General features: G+C 60.4%; 18 protein-coding genes and 1 tRNA gene. 6 read left to right on the top strand and 13 right to left on the bottom strand.

Translation table 11 applies throughout. The features are described 5' to 3' along the window. Positions 1–2: 2 nt before the first annotated feature. From mutS to DLM45_RS08900, 7 genes are all read right to left on the bottom strand, one after another. The gene (mutS, locus tag DLM45_RS08930; RefSeq protein ID WP_181336790.1) at positions 3–2,837 is read right to left on the bottom strand and encodes a DNA mismatch repair protein MutS; all 2,835 of its coding nucleotides are present in this window, start codon (positions 2,835–2,837) and stop codon (positions 3–5) included. 208 nt (positions 2,838–3,045) lie between these two features. Then, positions 3,046–4,014 carry a l-ornithine N(alpha)-acyltransferase gene (olsB, locus tag DLM45_RS08925; protein ID WP_181336789.1) on the bottom strand — a complete coding sequence of 323 codons (969 nt, stop codon included), beginning with the start codon at positions 4,012–4,014 and terminating at the stop codon, positions 3,046–3,048. A 63-nt stretch (positions 4,015–4,077) separates the two neighbouring features. Next, a complete protein-coding gene (locus DLM45_RS08920) occupies positions 4,078–5,931 on the bottom strand; it encodes an ATP-binding protein (RefSeq protein WP_181336788.1) in 1,854 nt (617 codons plus the stop codon). A gap of 247 nt (positions 5,932–6,178) precedes the next feature. Further along, on the bottom strand, positions 6,179–6,406 hold the full coding sequence (locus DLM45_RS08915; RefSeq protein WP_181336787.1) for a Trm112 family protein: 228 nt from the start codon (positions 6,404–6,406) through the stop codon (positions 6,179–6,181). A gap of 24 nt (positions 6,407–6,430) precedes the next feature. Continuing rightward, complete coding sequence (locus tag DLM45_RS08910; protein ID WP_181336786.1) at positions 6,431–7,114, bottom strand: LON peptidase substrate-binding domain-containing protein; 684 nt, start codon at positions 7,112–7,114, stop codon at positions 6,431–6,433. Positions 7,115–7,144: 30 nt separating this feature from the next. After that, positions 7,145–8,059, bottom strand: coding sequence for a thioredoxin (trxA, locus tag DLM45_RS08905; protein WP_181336785.1), 915 nt, complete (start codon positions 8,057–8,059; stop codon positions 7,145–7,147). Positions 8,060–8,064: 5 nt separating this feature from the next. Next, positions 8,065–8,586 carry a prolyl-tRNA synthetase associated domain-containing protein gene (locus DLM45_RS08900; protein ID WP_181336784.1) on the bottom strand — a complete coding sequence of 174 codons (522 nt, stop codon included), beginning with the start codon at positions 8,584–8,586 and terminating at the stop codon, positions 8,065–8,067. 156 nt (positions 8,587–8,742) lie between these two features. Between DLM45_RS08900 and DLM45_RS08895 the strand changes: the two genes are divergently transcribed. Together DLM45_RS08895 and DLM45_RS08890 are read left to right on the top strand one after the other, a co-directional pair. After that, positions 8,743–8,817, top strand: a tRNA-Gly gene (locus tag DLM45_RS08895). A 315-nt stretch (positions 8,818–9,132) separates the two neighbouring features. Further along, positions 9,133–9,480, top strand: a complete 348-nt coding sequence (locus tag DLM45_RS08890) for a hypothetical protein (protein ID WP_181336783.1) — start codon at positions 9,133–9,135, stop codon at positions 9,478–9,480. 112 nt (positions 9,481–9,592) lie between these two features. On the opposite strand, the gene DLM45_RS16645 is transcribed toward DLM45_RS08890, so the two are convergent. Together DLM45_RS16645 and DLM45_RS08885 are read right to left on the bottom strand one after the other, a co-directional pair. Then, positions 9,593–9,724, bottom strand: coding sequence for a hypothetical protein (locus DLM45_RS16645; protein ID WP_281365425.1), 132 nt, complete (start codon positions 9,722–9,724; stop codon positions 9,593–9,595). A 134-nt stretch (positions 9,725–9,858) separates the two neighbouring features. Continuing rightward, positions 9,859–10,365 carry a hypothetical protein gene (locus tag DLM45_RS08885; protein WP_181336782.1) on the bottom strand — a complete coding sequence of 169 codons (507 nt, stop codon included), beginning with the start codon at positions 10,363–10,365 and terminating at the stop codon, positions 9,859–9,861. A gap of 278 nt (positions 10,366–10,643) precedes the next feature. On the opposite strand from DLM45_RS08885, the gene DLM45_RS08880 reads away from it, so the two are divergent. Genes DLM45_RS08880 through DLM45_RS08865 form a run of 4 tightly spaced genes read left to right on the top strand, consistent with a single transcriptional unit; the run spans position 10,644 to position 14,330 of the window. Beyond that, positions 10,644–11,270, top strand: a complete 627-nt coding sequence (locus tag DLM45_RS08880) for a LemA family protein (protein ID WP_181336781.1) — start codon at positions 10,644–10,646, stop codon at positions 11,268–11,270. Positions 11,271–11,303: 33 nt separating this feature from the next. Then, positions 11,304–12,152, top strand: a complete 849-nt coding sequence (locus DLM45_RS08875; RefSeq protein WP_181336780.1) for a TPM domain-containing protein — start codon at positions 11,304–11,306, stop codon at positions 12,150–12,152. 48 nt (positions 12,153–12,200) lie between these two features. Continuing rightward, complete coding sequence (locus DLM45_RS08870; protein ID WP_181336779.1) at positions 12,201–12,821, top strand: TPM domain-containing protein; 621 nt, start codon at positions 12,201–12,203, stop codon at positions 12,819–12,821. A 57-nt stretch (positions 12,822–12,878) separates the two neighbouring features. Next, on the top strand, positions 12,879–14,330 hold the full coding sequence (locus DLM45_RS08865) for an MFS transporter (protein ID WP_181336778.1): 1,452 nt from the start codon (positions 12,879–12,881) through the stop codon (positions 14,328–14,330). Positions 14,331–14,419: 89 nt separating this feature from the next. On the opposite strand, the gene purH is transcribed toward DLM45_RS08865, so the two are convergent. From purH to htpX, 4 genes are all read right to left on the bottom strand, one after another. Then, a complete protein-coding gene (gene purH, locus DLM45_RS08860; RefSeq protein ID WP_181336777.1) occupies positions 14,420–16,003 on the bottom strand; it encodes a bifunctional phosphoribosylaminoimidazolecarboxamide formyltransferase/IMP cyclohydrolase in 1,584 nt (527 codons plus the stop codon). Between the two features lie 119 nt (positions 16,004–16,122). Next, entirely contained in the window at positions 16,123–17,835 is a 1,713-nt protein-coding gene (locus tag DLM45_RS08855) for a heparinase II/III family protein (RefSeq protein ID WP_181336776.1), read from the bottom strand. A gap of 90 nt (positions 17,836–17,925) precedes the next feature. After that, entirely contained in the window at positions 17,926–19,329 is a 1,404-nt protein-coding gene (locus tag DLM45_RS08850; protein WP_343062271.1) for an RsmB/NOP family class I SAM-dependent RNA methyltransferase, read from the bottom strand. Between the two features lie 2 nt (positions 19,330–19,331). Next, a complete protein-coding gene (gene htpX / locus DLM45_RS08845) occupies positions 19,332–20,321 on the bottom strand; it encodes a zinc metalloprotease HtpX (protein WP_181336775.1) in 990 nt (329 codons plus the stop codon). Positions 20,322–20,414: the final 93 nt, after the last annotated feature.

Genomic DNA, 20,414 nt, shown 5'->3' with positions numbered 1-20,414 from the left:
GGTCAAGGCGTCTTCTTCGTGGTTTCGGCAAGCGCTTTCAGCTCATAGAGCTTTTCCAGCGCAGCCTTCGGCGTCAGTTCGTCAGGATGCATGGCCGCGAGCATCTTATCAACGGCGGTGAGAACTCTAACCTCCGGCTCGGACGCCGGGCGGGTTGCCGAAAAAAGCGGCAGGTCGTCAATGCCATCGTCTCCGCTACGAGCCCGCCGGTCAGCCTTTTCCAGGCGGTTCAGAACCTCTTTGGCACGCCGGACGACAGCGGGCGGCAATCCAGCAAGCTTCGCGACCTGAATTCCGTATGAGCGATCCGCCGCCCCGGCTTTAACCTTGTGCAGAAAAACGATGGTATCCTGCCATTCGGTCACATCGATCGTGACGTTGGCGATGCCGTCCAGCCTGCGCGCCAGCGCCGTCAGCTCATGATAATGCGTCGCGAACAACGCCCGCGCACCCGTAACCGAATGAAGATATTCGACCGTCGCCCAGGCGATCGACAATCCATCGAACGTCGCCGTGCCCCGCCCCACTTCATCGAGAATAACCAGCGACCGCGCACTCGCCTGATTGAGAATAGCGGCCGTCTCCACCATCTCGACCATGAACGTCGATCGCCCACGCGCAAGATCGTCCGACGCACCGACACGTGAAAACAATCGGTCCACTACGCCAATATGCGCGGATCGCGCGGGCACGTACGATCCCATCTGCGCCATCACCGCGATCAGCGCGTTCTGCCGCAAGAAGGTCGATTTACCCGCCATGTTCGGTCCGGTGACGAGCCAGATGCGCGCGTCGGGAAGCGCAGCAGCTTCCGGCGCAAGCTCTTCGCCTGAACGGCCAAGCACACAGTCGTTCTCAATAAAGGCCGCGCCGCCGGACCGCGCCAGTGCCTGCTGCACAACCGGGTGACGTCCACCGCGAATTTCGAACGCCACACTCTGATCGACGACGGGGCGCACGTAGTCCTGTTCGCGCGCCAGCTCCGCGAGCCCCGCAACGACATCGAGTTCCGCAAGCGCCGAGGCAACGCCACCGAGGCTCGCAGCAGCGTCAGCGATTTGGTCCGCAAGATCGGTGAAAACATCTTGCTCTATACTGAGCGCACGCTCGCTCGCCGACGCGATAAGGCCTTCCGTCTCGATCAACTCCACCGTCGAAAAGCGAACCGCATTGGCCATCGTTTGACGATGCCGGAACTTGTCTGAGAGGGGCAGAGATAGCAGCGGCTTGGCATTGAGCTGCGTGACCTCGATGTAAAACCCGAGGATGTTATTGTGCCGGACCTTGAGACCTTTGACGCCCGTTTCTTCAATGTAGCGGGCTTCATGTTCTGCCATCACCTTCCGGCTGTCATCACGCAGAGACCGGGCCGCATCAAGATCGGCATTGAAACCATCGCGAACAAATCCGCCGTCGCGCCTGAGCAGCGGCGGCGTATCGACGAGCGCGGCGCGGAGCGCGTCGAGAAGACCGTCCGGCGCCATTCCCAGCCGATCACGCACATTCGCCAACTCAGACGGCAATCCAAGTCCGGCACGCGGCGCGCGCAAAAGTGTTGCGGCTTGCGCAGCCACCTCCAACGCGTCTCGCACTGCTCCGAGATCGCGAGGCGAACCTCGCCCGAAACCAAGCCTTGGCAGAGCACGCGCCAAATCCGGCGCCGCACGCAACGCTGTCCGCAGCCCGTTGGTCAGTTCGCTGTGGTCGAGCAGGTAACCGACCGAATCGAGCCGCGCTTCGATCGCCTTCGCGTCCGTCAGCGGGCTCGCGAGTCGCGACTGCAGCTCGCGCGATCCAGCGCCAGTCACAGTCCGATCCATTGCCGCTAGCAACGTGGATGATTTTTCGCCCGACGAGGCTTTGACAAGCTCGAGACTTGCCCGACTCGCAGCGTCGATAAACAGCCGCGCATCCCCCGCCTTGCGCGGCGGACGCACCATCGGCTTGGCGCCCTTCTGCGTAAGATCGACATACTTGAGCACAGCACCGGTCGCCGCAAGTTCAGACCGCGAAAACTGTCCAAAGCCCGCAAGATCCGCAACGCCGAGACACACCTTGAGATCGCGCTCGCCGGACTTCGCATCGAAATAAGCTGACGGAATCGGCGTTGCCTTACCGCCCGAGTAATCGATCGCGCGCGCAAAATGCGAATCCGCCAGGAGCGAGTCGGGCGCTAGCACCTCACCCGGAGCAAGACGCAGCAGTTCCCCCGCGAGGTCCAAACCCGAGAGCTCTCCGATTTCGAACTCGCCGGTAGAAATATCGATCGACGCCAACGCCAGACGCGCTTCACCCACCATCGCGCCGAGTTCATGCGGCGTTTCGCAATAGACGGCAGTCAGGTAATTGCGTGATCGCGCGTCGAGTAGCGCGTCTTCCGTAAGCGTGCCCGGCGTAACCAGCCGCACGACGTCGCGCTTTACAACGGACTTCGCACCGCGCTTCTTCGCTTCCGCCGGATCTTCAAGTTGTTCGCAGACAGCAACGCGGTATCCCTGCTTAATCAACCGCTGCAGGTATTCATCGGCGCGATGAATCGGCACGCCGCACATCGGAATATCCTGCCCCTGATGCTTGCCCCGCTTGGTGAGCACGATCGAGAGCGCTTCAGACGCAACCACTGCGTCGTTGAAAAACAGCTCATAGAAATCGCCCATCCGATACCAGAGAAGGCTATCGGGATTTGCGGTCTTGATTTCGAGGTACTGCGCCATCGCAGGCGACGTTTCGATAGTCGAGGAACCAGCCATGCCGACGCGCACGTCTGCCGCCTCATCACCATCCGCCAGATCGGTCGGCGCCGGATTGCGCTTATCTTGTGCCCCAAGACTCGCCATCGATGTTTTATTCTCGCCCACCCAGCGGCCGCCGACGAAATGCGCTTCGCCCGCTTAAACCCAAGCTCTTCCTTATGTCGGAGGGGTGGCGCTCGCAACCGGCCGCGCGCCGGGCTTCGCAGCATAGGCGGCAAACCGTGCACAGCCGGGCAAACTCAACGGTGGATTATCGGCCAGCCGTGGCCGAGCGGCGTCACACGGACGCCGCTTAAGCGTCGGCAGCGATTCGACTCTTGGTCTCGGCAGGCGCGCCGTAATGCTCGAAATAGCGCGGATCTATGTTCTTCACCGGCATGATAATCAGAACATCCGTCGTTCCGAACTGCTGGTCGATCACAGCGCCGTCGCCAACGTACGCCCCAAGCCGGAGATAAGCCTTTATCAGCGGCGGCATCGTCTTCAAAACAGCCTTCGTGTCGATGTCTTGAAGCGGCATCCGGTCCATCGGCACGAACAGGCGGTCGTGAGCCCGGCACCGCCACTCGACCGGAGCAAGCGCACGGTGATGCAAAAAGCTCAGTGCCATTTTGTGCGCATCGGGATCGGTTCCAGCGAAGCTTGCGCAGCCGATCATGACGTCGATGCGGTTTTCTCGGACATACGTCCAAAGCCCGTGCCAGAGAAGTTCGAGCGACCGCTTGCCGCGATATGGCGCAAGCACACACGATCGTCCAAGTTCCATGAACCGCTCAGTACGCCCCTTCGCACCCAGCAGAGGCGCAATGTCGTACTCGCTTGAAGAGTAGAATCCCGGACCGCGCTCCGCCACGTCCTGGCGAAGGATCCGATATGTTCCGATCACCTTCGGCCGCTCGGGCCTTCCGCCGCGACCAGCGCGCGTTTCGTCAAGATCCACGACAAGAAGATGATCGCAGATCGCGTCATACGCGTCCTCATCGCGCCGCCGAAACTGCGCCAGGCGAGTCGGCGTTGCGGACATCTCTTCGTAGAAAACTTGATAACGAAGGCGCTGCGCTTGCTTGATCTCAGACCAGGTGCGCGCCAGCCGCACTTCGAGATTGCCCGCGCGGCCGTAAATCTTGGGCTCGATGCTGCGCGCAAAGACGTTGAGACGCTGCGCCGGAGATCGCAAGCCAGCTTGAAGAGCAAGCGCTGCGGGAAATTTAGCCGATAAACTCGCGCGACGTCTGCCGCGCTCTGCAATCGCCTGCCACATGGCCGAACCACACCCCTGCCAATCTAGGACGAGGGGTTAGCATGATTCCGTGACAGATTTGAGTTACCTCCCAGCCTTTTGCTGGGGTGGCGCGGATTCCGCTTCGCTTGGAACCCAGCGCAGAAGGATCTCTTGCAGGTCCTGCGCCTCAAAAGGCTTTGCCAGATAGTCATCCATCCCAGCTTCCAGGCAGCGGAGACGATCCTCCGGGAAGGCATTGGCCGTCAAAGCAATGATCGGCGGGCAGACAAGACCTTGATGCTTCGGATCGCTGAAGAACTTCTTGATCGTCGCGGCCGCCGTTATGCCGTCCACCTTGGGCATGAGCACATCCATCAGGATGAGATCGAAGCCCGGCGTCTGATGCTTTACGGTCTGCCACACGGCCGCGATTGCGGCGCGGCCATCATCCACAATCGTCACCTTGCCGCCGATGCGCTCGATGATTTTGCGAATGAGAAGGGCGTTGATGCGGTTGTCTTCAGCGGCCAGAACGGTGAACTGCGTCGGCAACCGGCGAAGCGTTTTCACCGCAGCCACTTCTATGCCCTTGTCGGCCTGAACATCGCCAGCAGGGGCGTCCTTTTCGTCGACGAAGCTCGCCATCAGATATGTCGTAAAGGTCGCGCCGCAATCCGGTACGCCGGATGCGATCACATCGCCGCCCATCGCGCGTGCGAGGCGCCGCGAAATCGCAAGCCCAAGACCCGTGCCGCCCGGATGGCGACGCGTTTCGACTTCGCCCTGTTCAAAGTCATTGAATAGCTTCTGCGCCATCTCAGGGGAAAAGCCGACGCCAGTATCCTTCACCTCGATCGCGATCTTCATCGATCGCGAGTCACCACCCGGAACTTCGGATATGCTGAGCCGCAAGGCCACGCCGCCCTCGTCGGTGAACTTGACGGCGTTCGCCAACAGATTGAGCACGATCTGTCGGACGCGCATCTCGTCGCCTCGCACCCAGTTCGGCACCGCGCCGACGATGGTGGACGTAAACGACAACCGCTTCGCAGCAGCTTCGGGCGCCAAGAGCCGCATCGCTTCTGAGATACAGCCCTTGATCGAGAAGACCTCGTTGGCAATGTCGAGGTGCCCGGCTTCGATCTTGGAAAAATCGAGAATGTCATCGATCAGTCTCAGCAGAGCATGCGCTGAGTCTTCCACAATTCGAACGCATGTCCTCTGCTCGGAATCGAGATGCGTATCGCGCATGAAGCTAATCATGCCGAGAACACCATTCATCGGCGTGCGAATTTCATGGCTCATCGCCGCCAGGAACCGAGACTTCGCCCGGCTCGCCATTTCTGCTTGATCGCGCGCGGTCTTGAGCTCGCTTTCGATCTCACGTTCGAGCGTCACATCGCGCCCAACGCTTTGAACCTCCAGCTCGCCGTCGTCGCCTTTAACGTCGCGCAAATCCCAGGCAATCCAGCGTTTGCCTTTCCGCGTCGTCAGCAACTCGATCGTGCGGCGAACACTCGGCGTGATGGTCGGCAAAGGCTCAGAGAGATGCACCGGCGGATCGAATGGAGATCCAATCACATCGCCGGAACGAACCTGGAAGGCATCGCAGAAAGCCTTATTCGCGAACATAAGCCGCCCATCGAGGGATCGACGAACGACGAAATCCTGCTGCGCATCCAGCAAGTCGCGATAATAGGTGGCGCGATCCTCAAGCTTCCAATGCGCGTCCTTGATCTCTTCAAGTTTCTCGGTCTTCGCATCATCGTAACGCTTGAAGTAGCGCTGCAATGTGCGCTCGAAGCGACGCGACTGAGGAAAACTGAAGAACCCGCCGAGAGCAAGCAGCGTCACACCTGCGAGAGTGCAAATCGCAGACGCATCGTATGCGTACAAGCTGCCAAACAGACCAACCGCGGACAGCAGAATGCCGGCGACGAAAGAAACCAACGCCACCGAATACCAGTTGTCCAATTTCCGCCGACTGCGGGAAAATCGATCGGCCTTCGGACTACGATTTGCAGACCGGGCTTCGTTAGAATTTGGAAGCAAAGTTGTCGCCCCTGAAACTGGGGCCACCCTCGGCTTCTTCTATTTGACGGAATCTAAACGAAGTTGGTTAAGACGAGAAAATGATCAAATTTTATCGTCATTATGTACGGGATCTGACGCTTAGCATTGATATTCTGATAATATCTTCAGCTCACCGTCGCTTCAGATCATCATCGGTCAACGGGCGAGCCGCATCCTCGATCATGAGCGGAACTCCGTTGCGGATCGGAAACGCTAATCCGGCCGCCGTGGAAATGAGTTCGCGCGCCGCCGCATCGTAAACCAATCGTGTCTTCGTCAGCGGGCAAACGAGCAACTCAAGCAGCTTCGGATCGACGACAGTCTCAGAGTCGCTGCGCGCATCCTTATCGTCTGCCATGGCCACGCTCTTTCATCACCGACATCACTGCAGCGTCGTGCCACTGCTTCCGTTTGAAGCAAGATCGATTTCTGCGAGGGCCACTAGAACTTCCGCCCGCGCGCGAAGATCCTTGGCTTCAAGCAGAGCCTGTTTTTCCTCGGGGCCATAAGGACACATGACGGAAAGCGCGTTGATCAGAAACTCGTTCGAAGCGCGCTGAATCGTATTCCAGTCCGTCTTCAGCCGGTTCACTTCGAGATACGTCTTGAGCACGCGCAAAAGATTTTGCCGATCAACTTGCTCTTCGCCGAGCCCCTCAGTCAAATCGCTCGCAAACCGGTCGTAAGACGCGCTCTTGATCCGGTATGGCTTGTCCGTTTCAGCCTCAGCGAGACAATCGAAACGCATGATACCGGTGAGCGTGATAACGAGACGCCCATCGTCGAGTTCCTGATAGGACGTCACGCGTCCCGCGCATCCGACGGAACGCAGACTGACTGTCTTTTCGATCGGGCTTTCCTGGTCATCATCTCCTGAGACGATGGGCTGCAGAATGCCAATGACGCGCGCACCCGACATCACATCTTCGATCATCTCAAGATAGCGCGGCTCGAAAATATTGAGAGGAAGCGTTGCGCGCGGCAAGAGAATGGCGCCCCGAAGCGGGAACACCGGGATCCTGGCCGGAAGGTCTGCTGGGCGTTTATACCGATCGATAAGAGTCACTTCAAAACGTCTCCGCCATATCCAAGCCGATCATCGGAACAAGATTGACGCCAAACGCCGTCGGCCCTCCGAAACCAAAGGATCCTTCGGTCCCCACGCTTCAAAAAATTGCAGGAGCTGCTTGCGTGCGGCTTCTTCATTCCATGCGTTATCGAGCTTGATGAGATCGAGAAGCAAACCGAGAGCCTCGCTGCGCTCTTCGCTTGCGGCCAATGCAACGGCAAGATCGAACCGCGCCTGACGATCGTCCGGATCGCTTTCGACGCGTTGGCGCAACGCGGAGAGATCACCCGCTCCCGAACTTTTTTCAGCAAGCTGAATGGCAGCCTCGACGCTGCGAACCGAAGCGATATCGCGCTTGTCTGGCGGCACAAGACCAAGCGTCTGCTTGGCGCGACCGCTATCTCCGCTCTTGAGATAGCAGGACGCCAAACCAGCCAGCGCTTCCGCATTGCTGCGATCTTCCTGCAGAATGGTTGCGAAAATCTCCGCTGCCCCCTGCAGATCCTGTTGGTCCACAAGCTCCTGCGCCGCACTCAGCAAAGCGCCGATGTCGTCTTGCACGTCTGCTGCAACAAGCCGATCGATAAACGCCTTCACGGAGCTTTCGGGCTGTCCGCCGACAAAACCGTCGATCGGCTGTCCATCACGAAACGCAACGATTGTCGGCAGCGACTGCACGCGAAGCTGCGCCGCGATGGCCTGGTTCTCATCGACATTGACTTTGACCAGCCGGACCTTGCCGGAATACGAACGCACGACCTTTTCGATCACAGGCGTCAGCTGTTTGCAGGGGCCGCACCACGACGCCCAGAAGTCGACGACAACCGGCACCGTCATCGAAGCATCGATGACGTCGGCCTTGAACGACGCCGTCGTCGCGTCTTTGATGGTTGCGCTTGCGCCGGCTGCACCATCGCCGGAATTTATCGCACCGAATTCCATATGTCTTATCTCCTTGCCGCTGCCGCAACATCGGAAGCGGTCAGTGTCATGATCTGCGGATCATGCCCAGTTGAGTGAATGAACCGCAAAAGGTCGTCGCGCGCAATGTTGGTCGTCGCGGTGTTTTCGAGAGGATGGCAATTCCATCGCTCATCGGTCATCAATGCGTCATCGAGCACCATTTTGACACGATGCTCAACATCATTGGCGATCGCAAACGCCGTGACCGACCCCGGCGTCACCCCCAATACGCTCAGCAGCAGATCGGGCTTCGCAAAAGAAAAGCGCCCCGTACCCAGCCGCTTGCCCAGCGATTTGAGATCCACGGTCGTCGAGCTTTTAGCGACAACGAGGACAAGCGCACCTTTGTCACTTTTGAGGAAGAGGTTCTTCGTCGAGGCACCCGGCAACGCCAGATCGACGGCGCTGCTGTCCTCAACAGTATGCACCGGCGGGTGCTCTATGGTCGTCGTCTGAAATCCCAATTCTTCGAAACGGGCCATCAACTGCGCACGCGAGAGCGGCATCTGCGGGGAAACCTCCAGTAATGCTGGCCAGAAGCCCCCAAAAGCGACAGTCGAACGGCCGCGTCATCTGAGGCCATTTCGGGCACTTGCATTGCCTTAGCACATGCGCCATAAGGCGTGTCTCGCGGCGCCGCAAGTCGCCGAATTTATTGGATCGCGGGTGTAGCTCAGGGGTAGAGCACGACCTTGCCAAGGTCGGGGTCGAGGGTTCGAATCCCTTCGCCCGCTCCAAATTCAGGGTCACCCCACCCTGTTGCACCAGATAACCTGTCGCACCGGCATTGGTTTCAGGCGTATTCGCTGCACGCTGGCGGGTAGGTTCTCACCAAATCACTGTAGTTCTGGCTCGGGTGCAGCACGCTCGTCCCCTCACCCTCATTCGCCATGCGCCGGTCAGACTGGCTTAACCGTCTGAAACCTTTCTTGCGCAGGTCCGTCGAGGGCTATTTATCCTGCAGCCAAGTCCGCAAGCCATATGACCCTGAGCGATCCGATCCTGCACCCCTGCACCGACCCGTGCTCGCGCAGCACCGAAAGAGGCCAACCATGAGATCAGTTTTCGTCGCGCTCGGCTTTGCCGTCGCCGCCCTTTCATTTGCAATGCCCGCGACTGAAGCCAACGCAAACGGCGCGCACAAAACTTATAAGGCGCATCCCGCCCGCAAGGCACACGTCGCCAAGCGTCACCACTATCGTTTCCCGGCACGTCCGCGCCACACGCGTTACGGATACGGACGGCCCGGCCCCCGTTACGGATACGGCTTTGGCTTCATGACCTACAAAGGCGATCCATTCTATCGCGACGACTACTACGACGGACGCGGCTGCCACTACCTTCACCGCCAAGACTTTTGCCGTGGACGCAAATCGCTGGATTGGCTGCGCTTCCATTAGAGCGTTCACGATCGTCACGTCGCAAAAACAATGAAAGCGCTGCGTTCAATTACGCAGCGCTTTCTCATGCATTGATCCGTTCTCGAACTTCTTGAACGCGCCGCACCTGCGCCTAGCTGGCGCCATCATCATTCGGCATGTTGGCCTCGATGTCATAGGAGGGCCAAACCACTTTGACCAACATCGTCGGAATGATGAAAGCTACGCTCGCCTGCGCAATCTTGGTGGCAATGATCTTCAGCATTCCCACTATTCTTGCGTCACTTCCCCTTCAGGTCGGCGTCTCCATTTCAAGCTGGAAATCGCCCCTCACGCTGCAAAAGCCGAGCGTAGAGACGCCCGACTTCACAACGCGATCCGAATGATCGACGCGATCGTTTAGCGCCACGGATCCGGCAGATACGCGCGGCGGCTAACCGCCACGACGGGACGGTTCTGCACCACCATCACGCCTGCAGGACGCACCAGTCTTTCGCGTGCGATCACGCCGTACACCGGCGGTTGATAAACCCGGGCGGCGATGGGCGGACGGACCATAACCGGACGCTCGATCGTGCGTACACGCGGCCGGTGAAACCGGCTCTCGACGACCACACGTTCGCGCGCCATAGCGTACACCGGTGGCCGCATGACGGTCCGCCATCGCCCAGGCTGCGCGACGACCGGCACAGCATAAGTTCTGACGACGGGCGGCGCGACGACGACAGCGCGCCATTCGGGTTCCATGTAAACTGTGCCCGGGGGCACCGCGTAAGCGAACGGCACATACCCGCGATCGTAGCAATGATAGATCAGATCCCTGCACCTATCGAAGGCGGATGCCGAACCCGCGAACGCCGTCGAGCAGGTCAAAGCCAGACCGGCTGCCAGAAACAATTTCCGCATTGAAGCCTCTTGATTGCAAATGACGGCGAGTCCGGGCCGCACGGATGCCCGAATTATGCCGATCCCTTGCGACCGAGTTTACGTCAGCCTGATTCTCGCCCGAAGCCTTCCAATCAGGCTTGGTAAAGCAATTGCGAGTTGTAGAGGCAGAAGCTGTCCTGAAGTGCCGCTTGAACAGTGGAATGGAAGCTCATAGGAAAGGCGAACGCCGCAAGCCGGCCGAGCGAATGTCACTTCGGGAGCGCCAACGGCGCCAGTGTAAAGGGACGGTCCGCACCATGACGACAACGACAGCATCATCGCTCACTCGCCCGATCGCATTTTTCGCGGTCGTCGTAGCCGCATTCATAACTGCGGGCTGCGGCATCAACACGATCCCCACCTACGAACAGTCCGCGAAGGCGGCCTGGAGCGAGGTGCTCAATCAATACAAGCGCCGCACCGACCTGATCCCCAATCTCGTGGAGTCGGTGAAAGGCTTCGCGGAACAGGAAAAGAGCGTGCTGACCGACGTCGTCGAAGCGCGCAAGCAAGTCACCAACATCCAGGTGCCGCCGGATATTCTGACGGATCCGGATGCCATGAAGAAATTTCAGGATGCGCAATCGACTCTCGGCGGCGCACTCGGCCGCCTGATGGCCGTCGTTGAGCGCTATCCCGACATCAAGTCGGGCCAGAACTTCCTGGCGCTGCAAAGCGAACTGTCGGGAACGGAGAATCGCATCGCCATCGCGCGCCGCGACTACATTGAATCGGTCCGCGCCTATAACACTGAGATCACCACCTTCCCCGGCCGCTTGTGGAAGTCGTTCCTCTATCCGCAAGCCAAGGAAATGGCGGCGTTTGATATTCCGGTCCAAGAGCAGCAAGCTCCGAAGGTCGATTTCAACAAGCCGAAGACGTAAGGCAGGCGCGCAGTCACATTGGGAACTCATCCGATGACTGATGCAGCAGATGCCGCTCGGTCTTTGGCATCAGCCTCGCATCGCCGCGGCGTTCGAACATTGGCATTCGTGCTGATGTCTGCGCTCGCCGCGGCGGTCTTGGCCCTCAGTGTATTTGGCGCACTCGCCGCGCCAACCTATCCGGAACTCGCCGGACGCATCACAGATCAAGCGGGCCTTCTCTCACCCGAAGACAAGGCCGCCATCGAGGCCGAACTCGCCTCGCTCGAAGCCACGTCAACCGATCAGCTTGCCGTCGTCACCGTGAAGTCCCTCGAAGGATACCCGATCGAGGACTACGGCATCGGTCTCGCGCGCAAATGGGGCATCGGCCAGAAGGGCAAAGACAACGGCGTTCTGCTGATCGTCGCGCCGAACGACCGCAAAGTCAGGATCGAGGTTGGCCGCCGCCTCGAACCGATGATGACCGACACGATGTCCTCGCTCATCATTTACAATGCAATCCTGCCGAAGTTCCGCCGCGGCGATTTCGCGGGCGGCATCAAGGATGGCGTGCGCGACATCAAATCGGTTCTCTTAGGCGACGCGGACGAAGTGAAGCGACGCGCGCAAGGCGCGCGTTCGCCGAATGACGATCCAACCGCCATGCTTCACCTGCTCGTCTTCTTTCTGATCTTCGCGCTGATTGTTTGGGTCAACTATCGCAACTCGCGTGCGATGGGTGCTGGCGGCATGCAGGACCCCCGAAGACGCCGCGGCGGGATGGTCGTCATCCCAGGATCCGGAAACTGGGGCGGAGGCTGGTCTGGCGGCGGAGGCGGCGGCGGATGGTCCGGAGGTGGTGGCGGCTTTGGAGGCGGCGGCGCGTCCGGCGGTTGGTAGCATGACAAACACATTCAGCCAGCGGCTGCGGAAGAACGGTGGCAACTCATGAGCTTCATCGACCAGAACGACGCCGAACGCATTTCGCGCGCAATCACCGACGCTGAACGCGGCACGTCAGGAGAGATCGTCGCCGTCATCGCCGACAAGAGCAGCCATTACCATCACGTGCCATTCATGTGGGCCGCACTCATCGCGCTCATCGTTCCCTGGCCGCTGATCCACTTCACGTGGATGCAGGTCCAGTGGATCTATCTCATCCAGCTTATCGTTTTCCTCGCCTTGCTCGCGCTCACCTGGCATCCGCTCGTTCGCCTCGGACTCGTCCCAAAGTCCGTTGCCAACGCAAACGTTCGCCGCCGCGCGGCGGAGCAATTCCTCGCCCAGAGCCTTCACACGACGACGGGCCGGACTGGCGTTCTTGTTTTCGTTTCGGTCGCCGAACAGCGCGTCGAAATCATTGCCGACAGCGGCATCGCCAGTCAGGTACCAAGCGAGATTTGGCAACACATCGTCGACGACTTGACGGCGGAAATCGCGGCGGGCCGTGCCGTCGACGGTTTCGTGCATGCAATCGAGCAACTCGGCGCGCTGCTGGCGAAACACTTCCCGCCGGGCAGTCGCGATCCCAATGAACTGCCGGATCATCTCATCGTTTTACAAATCTGAGCGTTTTTCGTGCTATGCCGCCTCGAAGTTTAGGGGCTGAGCTTCGGGGGAAGCACAATGGCAACGATCAATGCGGGTGAAATCGTCGGAGACCCAGACGCCTCCGCAGTCGAACGTGCGCCGCGTCGCGCACGCGTCTCCTGGATGCTTTTCGATTGGGCGACGCAGCCGCACTACACTCTCGTGCAGACGTTCCTCTTCGCGCCCTACTTCGCCAACTCGATCGTACAGAACCCTGTCTGCGGCACGCTCATCGCTGAAGGCAGCGAGAAAGCCGCATGCGGGCAAGCGCTCTGGGGCTACGCCGCATCCGTCGCCGGATTGCTGATCGCCATTCTCAGCCCATTCCTCGGCGCCGCTGCCGACGGGCGCGGCGCACGCAAACCATGGATGGCCGCGCTGTCGCTCGTCTTCCTTGCAGGCCTCTCGACGCTCTGGCTCGGACAGCCAGGCGCACCGTTGACGACGATCCTCATCGTGCTTGGCGGATTCGTGCTGGCAACGCTCGCAGCCGAACTGATGAGCGTCTTTGCAAACGCGATCATGACCGGCCTCGTCCCAAAGAGCGAGCTTGGCCGCCTATCGGGCACGGGCTGGGCGGTCGGCTATTTCGGAGGCCTGGTCAGCCTTGCCGTCGTTGCGGGCCTGCTGGTGCCGATGCCGGGCGGATCGACGACACTCCTCGGACTGCAACCACTGCTGTCACTCGATGGCGCCGCGAACGAAAGCGACCGGATCACCGGCCCATTCGCCGCGATCTGGTTCGCGATTTTCATCATCCCGTTTTTTCTGTTCGTGCCCGACAAGCGCCGAGCGGCATCGCTCCATCCTGAACATTCCGCCGCTGCCGAACTCTGGCACACGATCAAATCACTTCCGTCGATGCCGAGCCTATTGACGTTCCTCATCGCACGCATGCTCTACACAGACGGGCTAACCGCGATCTTCGCCTTCGGCGGCATCTACGGCGCATCCGTCTTCGGCTGGGGGCCGATGGAACTCGGCATCTTCGGCATCGTGTTGACGTTGGTTGGAGCCATCGGCGCGTTGATCGGTGGCCACCTCGACGACCGGCTAGGACCGAAAACGGTCATCATAACCGCGCTGTTCGCACTCGTCGTAGGTGCATTGGGCATCCTGTCTGTCGACAAAACGCACATCCTGTTTTCAACGGTCGTTCCCGCCAAACTTGAAGGATCAAGTCCCTTCTCGGCCGCTGGCGAACAGGTGTTCCTTGCCTTCGCAATCCTCGTCGGCTTAGTCGCTGCGCCCGTTCAGGCCGCGAGCCGGTCATTGCTCGCGCGCCTCGCGCCAGCAGAAAAGATCACGCAGTATTTCGGGCTCTTTGCTTTTTCTGGAAAGGTGACGGCATTTCTCGCACCGCTGCTCGTCGCACTGGTCACGCAGCAAACCGGCAGCCAGCGCATCGGCATGGCCGCCATTCTCATCTTCCTCGCAATAGGCATCGTTCTCATGCTGTTCGTTCGAACGCATCCGCGCAGCGCCTAAGCAGCGCTGGCGGCCGGCTCCCCGGAGGGGTGTCGCCAGCGCCAGAGAAAACTCGGCCGGCTCGACGAAGGAGAGTCGCCGGCGCCAAATTAATGCCTGAAGTGTCGGACTCCGGTGAACACCATCGCGAGCCCGCGCTCGTCGGCGGCCTTGATCACCTCGTCGTCACGCATCGATCCGCCCGGCTGAATGACGGCGGTGACGCCCGCTTCGGCTGCAGCAATCAAGCCATCTGCAAACGGGAAGAAAGCGTCCGACGCAACCACCGAGCCAACCGTCAGTGGCTCAGAAAGTCCTTGCGCCTTCGCAGCTTCGGCGGCCTTCCAGGCAGCAATGCGCGCGGAATCGACCCGGCTCATCTGTCCCGCTCCGATCCCAACAGTCGCCCCGGCTTTTGCGTACACGATCGCATTCGACTTCACATGCTTCGCAACCCGGAATGCAAACCGCATATCGGAAAGCTCGGCAGGGGTCGGTTCGCGCTGTGAAACCAGTTCCAACTCAAGATCCTCGGCGTTGGGCGCATCGCTCGATTGAACGAGGAACCCGCCCGCTACCGACTTGAACCCAAGCGAACGCGCATCGGCACGCGCCAATCCGCCCGTAAGCAGCAAACGCAAATTCTTCTTCGTGGCGAATATCGCCTTCGCCTCGTCCGTTGCGTCCGGAGCAATGATGACCTCGGTGAAGATCTTCGTGATCTCCTCCGCAGCAGCCTTGTCGATCTCGCGGCTGAGCGCGACGATGCCGCCGAACGCGCTGACGGAATCGGATGCCAGCGCTTTGAGATAGGCTTCCTTCAGCGATGAGCCGATAGCGACACCACACGGGTTCGCATGCTTGATGATCGCGACCGCCGGGAAATCCATTCCAAACTCAGAAATGAGTTCGAAAGCCGCGTTCGTATCGTTGATGTTGTTGTACGAGAGCTCCTTGCCCTGCAGCTGTCGCGCCGTCGCGACACCGGGAGCACTCGGATCAGAAACATAAAGCGCAGCGGTCTGGTGCGCGTTCTCACCGTAACGCAATTCCTGGCCGAGCTTACCGCCGAACGCACGCCACGCCGGAGCCGTCGATCCAATCTCGTTGGCAAACCAATTGCTGATCGCCGCATCGTAAGCCGCCATGCGCGCATACGCTTTCGCCGCAAATGCCTTGCGCAGCGCGAGGGTCGTCGCGCCATCGTTCGCGTCGAGGTCGGCGAGCACACGCGCGTAATCCTCGGGCTCAACGATGACCGTCACGCTCGCATGGTTCTTCGCCGCAGCGCGCACCATCGCAGGACCGCCGATGTCGATGTTCTCGACGCAATCGTCGTAGCCAGCGCCCTTCGCGACCGTCGCTTCGAACGGATAGAGATTAACCGCCAACAGATCGATTGGCAGAATCCCGTGGTCGCTCGCAGACTTTTCATGGTCAGCGTTGCCGCGCACAGCGAGCAATCCGCCATGAACACCTGGATGCAACGTCTTCACGCGCCCATCCATCATTTCCGGAAAACCGGTCAGTTCCGAAACGTCCTTGACCGCGACGCCTGCCGCTTTGAGCGCCGCCGATGTCCCGCCCGTCGAGACGATCTCGACGCCGCGCGCCACGAGCGCTTCAGCGAAAGCCACCAAACCTGTTTTGTCGGATACCGAGAGAAGAGCTCGACGTATGCGTTGATCAGCCATTTTTACCCCGCATGCTGCGAGACGCGGTTACCACGGTCACCCGCGCATGACCATCCCGCGAGCGGACGCTATTCTGCCGCGCGACGTCACTCGACACCTCGGCACAGCCTTAAGGCGCATCAACCAAGAACGTCTGGCTCTTCGGCGCGCATTGTCCAGCTCACCGTGGTTTCGCCGAAAGTCGTTCCTCTGAGAGCGATCTGCAGCCCCGGACGCGGCCCCGCGCTATCAACGAAGTACAGGCTTTCCTCGATCGACATATCCGCGTCAGACGCACTGAAGCGCCAGAACCGCCCATCCGGCAGACGGATGCGGCACATGCCCGGCTCAGCCAGAGTCGGCACGCAATCGGGATGTAGATGAAAATGGATAGCGAACGGAAGGTCCTGCTTAAGCCGCAGCCGCCCTTTCGGCGGCATCAAGCGATCCACGCCTTCGAGCCCTTTCCCGTCCGGCGAAAGCGACAAGCGGCGCACATGAATGAGCCCGAAGCGCTTCAGATACCCGTCATGGCTCGCATCGAGAACCAGACTTCCGCTTTCCTCGCGAAGATCGACCGAGACCGACTCCGGCCCCCGGATCGGCGAACCGCCGACCAGCGCTTCAAGTTGCGAATGGCGAACGAGCCGCGATGACGAGGTGCCTGCCAGCGCCAGCGTATTGTGGCTGGCGGTCGCGCGCGCCGCCGCATCCCAATCGTGATCCGCGGGTCCCGGAAATCCACCGTTGGCGAAAATCAAATACTGCTTGGACGTCATCTCGAACGACAGCGCACCGGCTTGCGCTTCGGTCGACATTTCAAGCGGCGGCGGCGATCCGACATCCGCGATGAGAACGGTGTCGCCACGCGCGAGCCGCGCATATCCTGAAGATCGCACACCCGACGCAATTTCGAACTCGCCGCCGGAATATCCAAGCACCGTCGCAAGCGAAGCAGGCGATCCAGTGCTGACGCCATTGAAGCGCGCCAGCATGCCGTCGCCGAGACGCATAAAGCGCAAGAAACCGAGCGATTTCTTAATCGCGGAATTGATTTCATCCGGCGCGGCGCGCCCGCGCGAATGAAAGCATTGCCCCAACGGCAAGAGATCGAGAACCAGCTCCGAGAGAACGCTGGCGCTGCGGCTCACGTGCGAACCATCGTCGAGAATTTGCCGATTCAGTTCTTCCGTGAGCGCGATCTGCGCTTCCTTCAGACGACGGTCATGGCCCGATACGGCCAAATCCGACAGCACCAGCGCAATCAGACAAACCATGCGCGGAATACCATCCGGCGCATTTCGCCAGGTCGTCTTCAGCGTGACGATCTGTTGATCGATACTGGTCATGATCGCGGTGTAGCCGCGCGCGTCGACGCCCTCCAGCAACATGCTCGCCTGCGCGATCCATGAGATAAGACGACGGCCGATAACTTCCGGCTCGTAAGCAACGCCGCGCGGCACGCGGTAGAGCGAAATCCATTCGAGGACGAAGTCGCGCGCCGCAGCAGCAGCTTCCTCTTCCTCGGTCGCCGCGAGATGGCGGAGCCAGCCGAAGCCGTGCAGCTCCCGTTCCCAATCGACGCTTGGTGGGTCCGCACGAAACGGCGACGCACCTCTCAAGTCGGCGATCTGCGAAGCTAGCCCGAAGTGCCCGTGTGCAATCTCCGTCCAGAAACTCGGATCAGCCGCGCGCAACTCCTGCGGGACGATCAAAATCTGATCCGCACCGCTGGCTGCGTAACGCCAGCGGAAAATGGGCGACGACAGCGTCAGCGTCAGCGCACGGCGCCGCAGCCGCTCGATCGATAACGAGCGGATTTTCAGACGCTCAGTGACATTCAAACTCGACATGAAGTTCCCGCAGCGGACAGCGATCCGGCACTCGGCGTCCTAACGCCCGAGTTCTGCCAAATGAAGGCGCGAGCGCACGTCAGCTAACAGCTAACCGGCGGCCTTCACAAGCTTTGCGGCGTAAAATCCGTCGAGATATCGGCCTCCTTCCGGCATCTCCGCCAGGAAAGACGGCAGCGTCCGCAAATCGCCATCCGCAGTTCTCCACAGGAGAGGAAGCGTGTCCTCGTCGAGACCAAGGGGACTGCGGCTGAATTCGGGATGCCGCGCGAGAAACTGCGCCGTTTGCTCCTCACCTTCCTCGGGTTCGAGCGAGCACGTGCAATAGACCAGCAGCCCGCCGGGCTTTACGAGCGGCGCAGCAACATCAAGCAGCTTCGATTGCAGGCTGGCGAGCGCCGGAACATCTTCGGGCCGCTTCAGATGGAGAATATCGGGATGCCGCCGGATCGTGCCGGTCGACGTGCAAGGCGCATCCAACAGAACCACGTCGAAGGGTGTCTCTGATTGAAATGTGAGTGCGTTCGCCGTCTGCGTTTCAGCCGCGAGCTGCAACCGGCTGAGGTTCTCCTGCAGACGCTCCAATCGACCGGCCGACTTATCAACCGCAACGACATTGGCACCCGCGCTTGCGAGTTGCGCCGTCTTGCCGCCAGGTGCCGCGCAGAGGTCGAGCACACGCAACCCGCGAACATCGCCGCAAAGCTTCGCTGGCAACGCAGCGGCCGCATCCTGCACCCACCACTCGCCGTCGGCATATCCTTCGAGTTCTTCCACTCGACCAACGCCCTGGCAGCGCACCGATCCCGTTGGCAGAACCACGCCGTTGAGCCGCTCGGCCCATCCCGCTGCATCAGATTTGACTGTCAGATCGAGCGCTGGCTCAGCAAGCGAAGCGCTCGCGATATCGCGCGCCACTGATGCCCCGTAAGCTGCGGTCCACTTCTGCAGCAGCCAATCGGGAAACGTCAGGGCGACATTGTCGAGAGTCTCGAAACGCCCCGCCCCGCTCTCGCTCACGCGGCGCAGAACGGCATTTACGAGACCAGCAAAGCGCTGCCCGGCCTTATCGGCTCGGCACTGATCGACAGCCAGCGAGATTGCCGCGTGCGGCGGCGTTTTCAGAATGAGAAGCTGCGCCACCGCCGCAAGCAGGATCTGTTCGAGACGCCCTTGGTGCTCGGGAAGCGGTTTCGCGAGATAAGTTTTCAGAACAGCCTGAAGCGCACCGCAGTTGCGCAGCACCGTCGTCGCGATCAGGCGCGCAAACGCCCTGTCGCGCGGGGCCAAATCACGCGTCGCCGTTGCCCGCGCAAAGGCGTCGTCCATCGGTCGCTTTTCAACAAGCACCGTAAACAGAACGGAAACTGCAGCATCACGCGCAGCGAGGCCATCAGCGGCAACGCCCGCGCGCGGAGCAGCCGTTCGAACTGTACTGCGCCTGGGGTCTCGCTTGACGGAGGCGACCGGCCGATTGCGATTGCTGGTTGTCACGATCAGCCCCAGGGGCTCGGAGGCTTCGAATGATTTTGCCCGCCGATCCAGACACCGTCTGATCCGCCGCTCGTCCGAGGCGCCTCACCTGCGCCAAAAGCATCACCGGATGTGGAGCGCGCGGTCACGCCCATTTCACGCGCCAGCGCTTCGAGCGCAGCAACACGGTTGTCCATGCTCGGATGGGTCGCAAAAAGATTGTCCATCCCATGTCCGTTCAACGGATTGATGATGAACATATGCGCAGCCGCAGGAACCGCCTCCGCCTCGGGATTATCGACGCGGCGTGCAAGCCCTTCGATCTTCCGCAAAGCCGACGACAGCCAATATGGATTCCCGCAAATCATCGCGCCCATGCGATCCGCCTGATATTCGCGCGAACGGCTGATCGCCATCTGCACCAGACCAGCCGCCATCGGCGCCACAATAATGGCAGCGAGCGTCCCGATCATTCCGAGACCACCGCGATCACCGCCGCGGTTGCCTCCAAACAACATTCCGAACTGCAGATATTGCGCAACCATCGAAACCGCGCCGCCGATCGTTGCAGCAACAGCCATCGTCAGCGTGTCGCGATTCTTGATGTGCGCGAGTTCGTGCGCCATTACGCCCGCGAGTTCTTCGCGGTTCAGCGCCTCCAGTAATCCGGTCGAAGCGCAGACGGCACCCTTAGCCGGGCTCCGCCCCGTCGCAAACGCGTTGGGCTGCGGATTGTCCATAATGTAAACGCGCGGCATCGGAAGTTCAGCGCGCCGCGCCAAATCCCGCACAAGCCCGACGAGTTCAGGCGCCGTCGAAGCCGTCACTTCGCGCGCGTTGAACATCCGCAGCACAACGCTATCGGACTTCCAAAGGCTAACGAGGTTCATGACGAGCGCGATAGCAAACGCGACGAGCATGCCCCCTTTGCCGCCCACTGCCGCGCCCAAGACGACGAAAATAGCGGTCATGGTGGCCAGCAAGACCGCGGTCTTGGTATAGTTCATCGGCATTCGTCGCTCTCCTCGGCGCATAAACTGTGCGGCGAACCGTTGCCTATATATGGTGGCGGAAAGCTCGTATAAAGCCCCTGAAAGTTGAGAAGA

The sequence above is a fragment of the Hyphomicrobium methylovorum genome (assembly GCF_013626205.1).
In the GTDB taxonomy this organism is placed as follows: domain Bacteria; phylum Pseudomonadota; class Alphaproteobacteria; order Rhizobiales; family Hyphomicrobiaceae; genus Hyphomicrobium_B; species Hyphomicrobium_B methylovorum.
The sequence above is the reverse complement of the archived record's forward strand: the minus strand, read 5'-3'. Positions and strand labels throughout refer to the sequence as shown.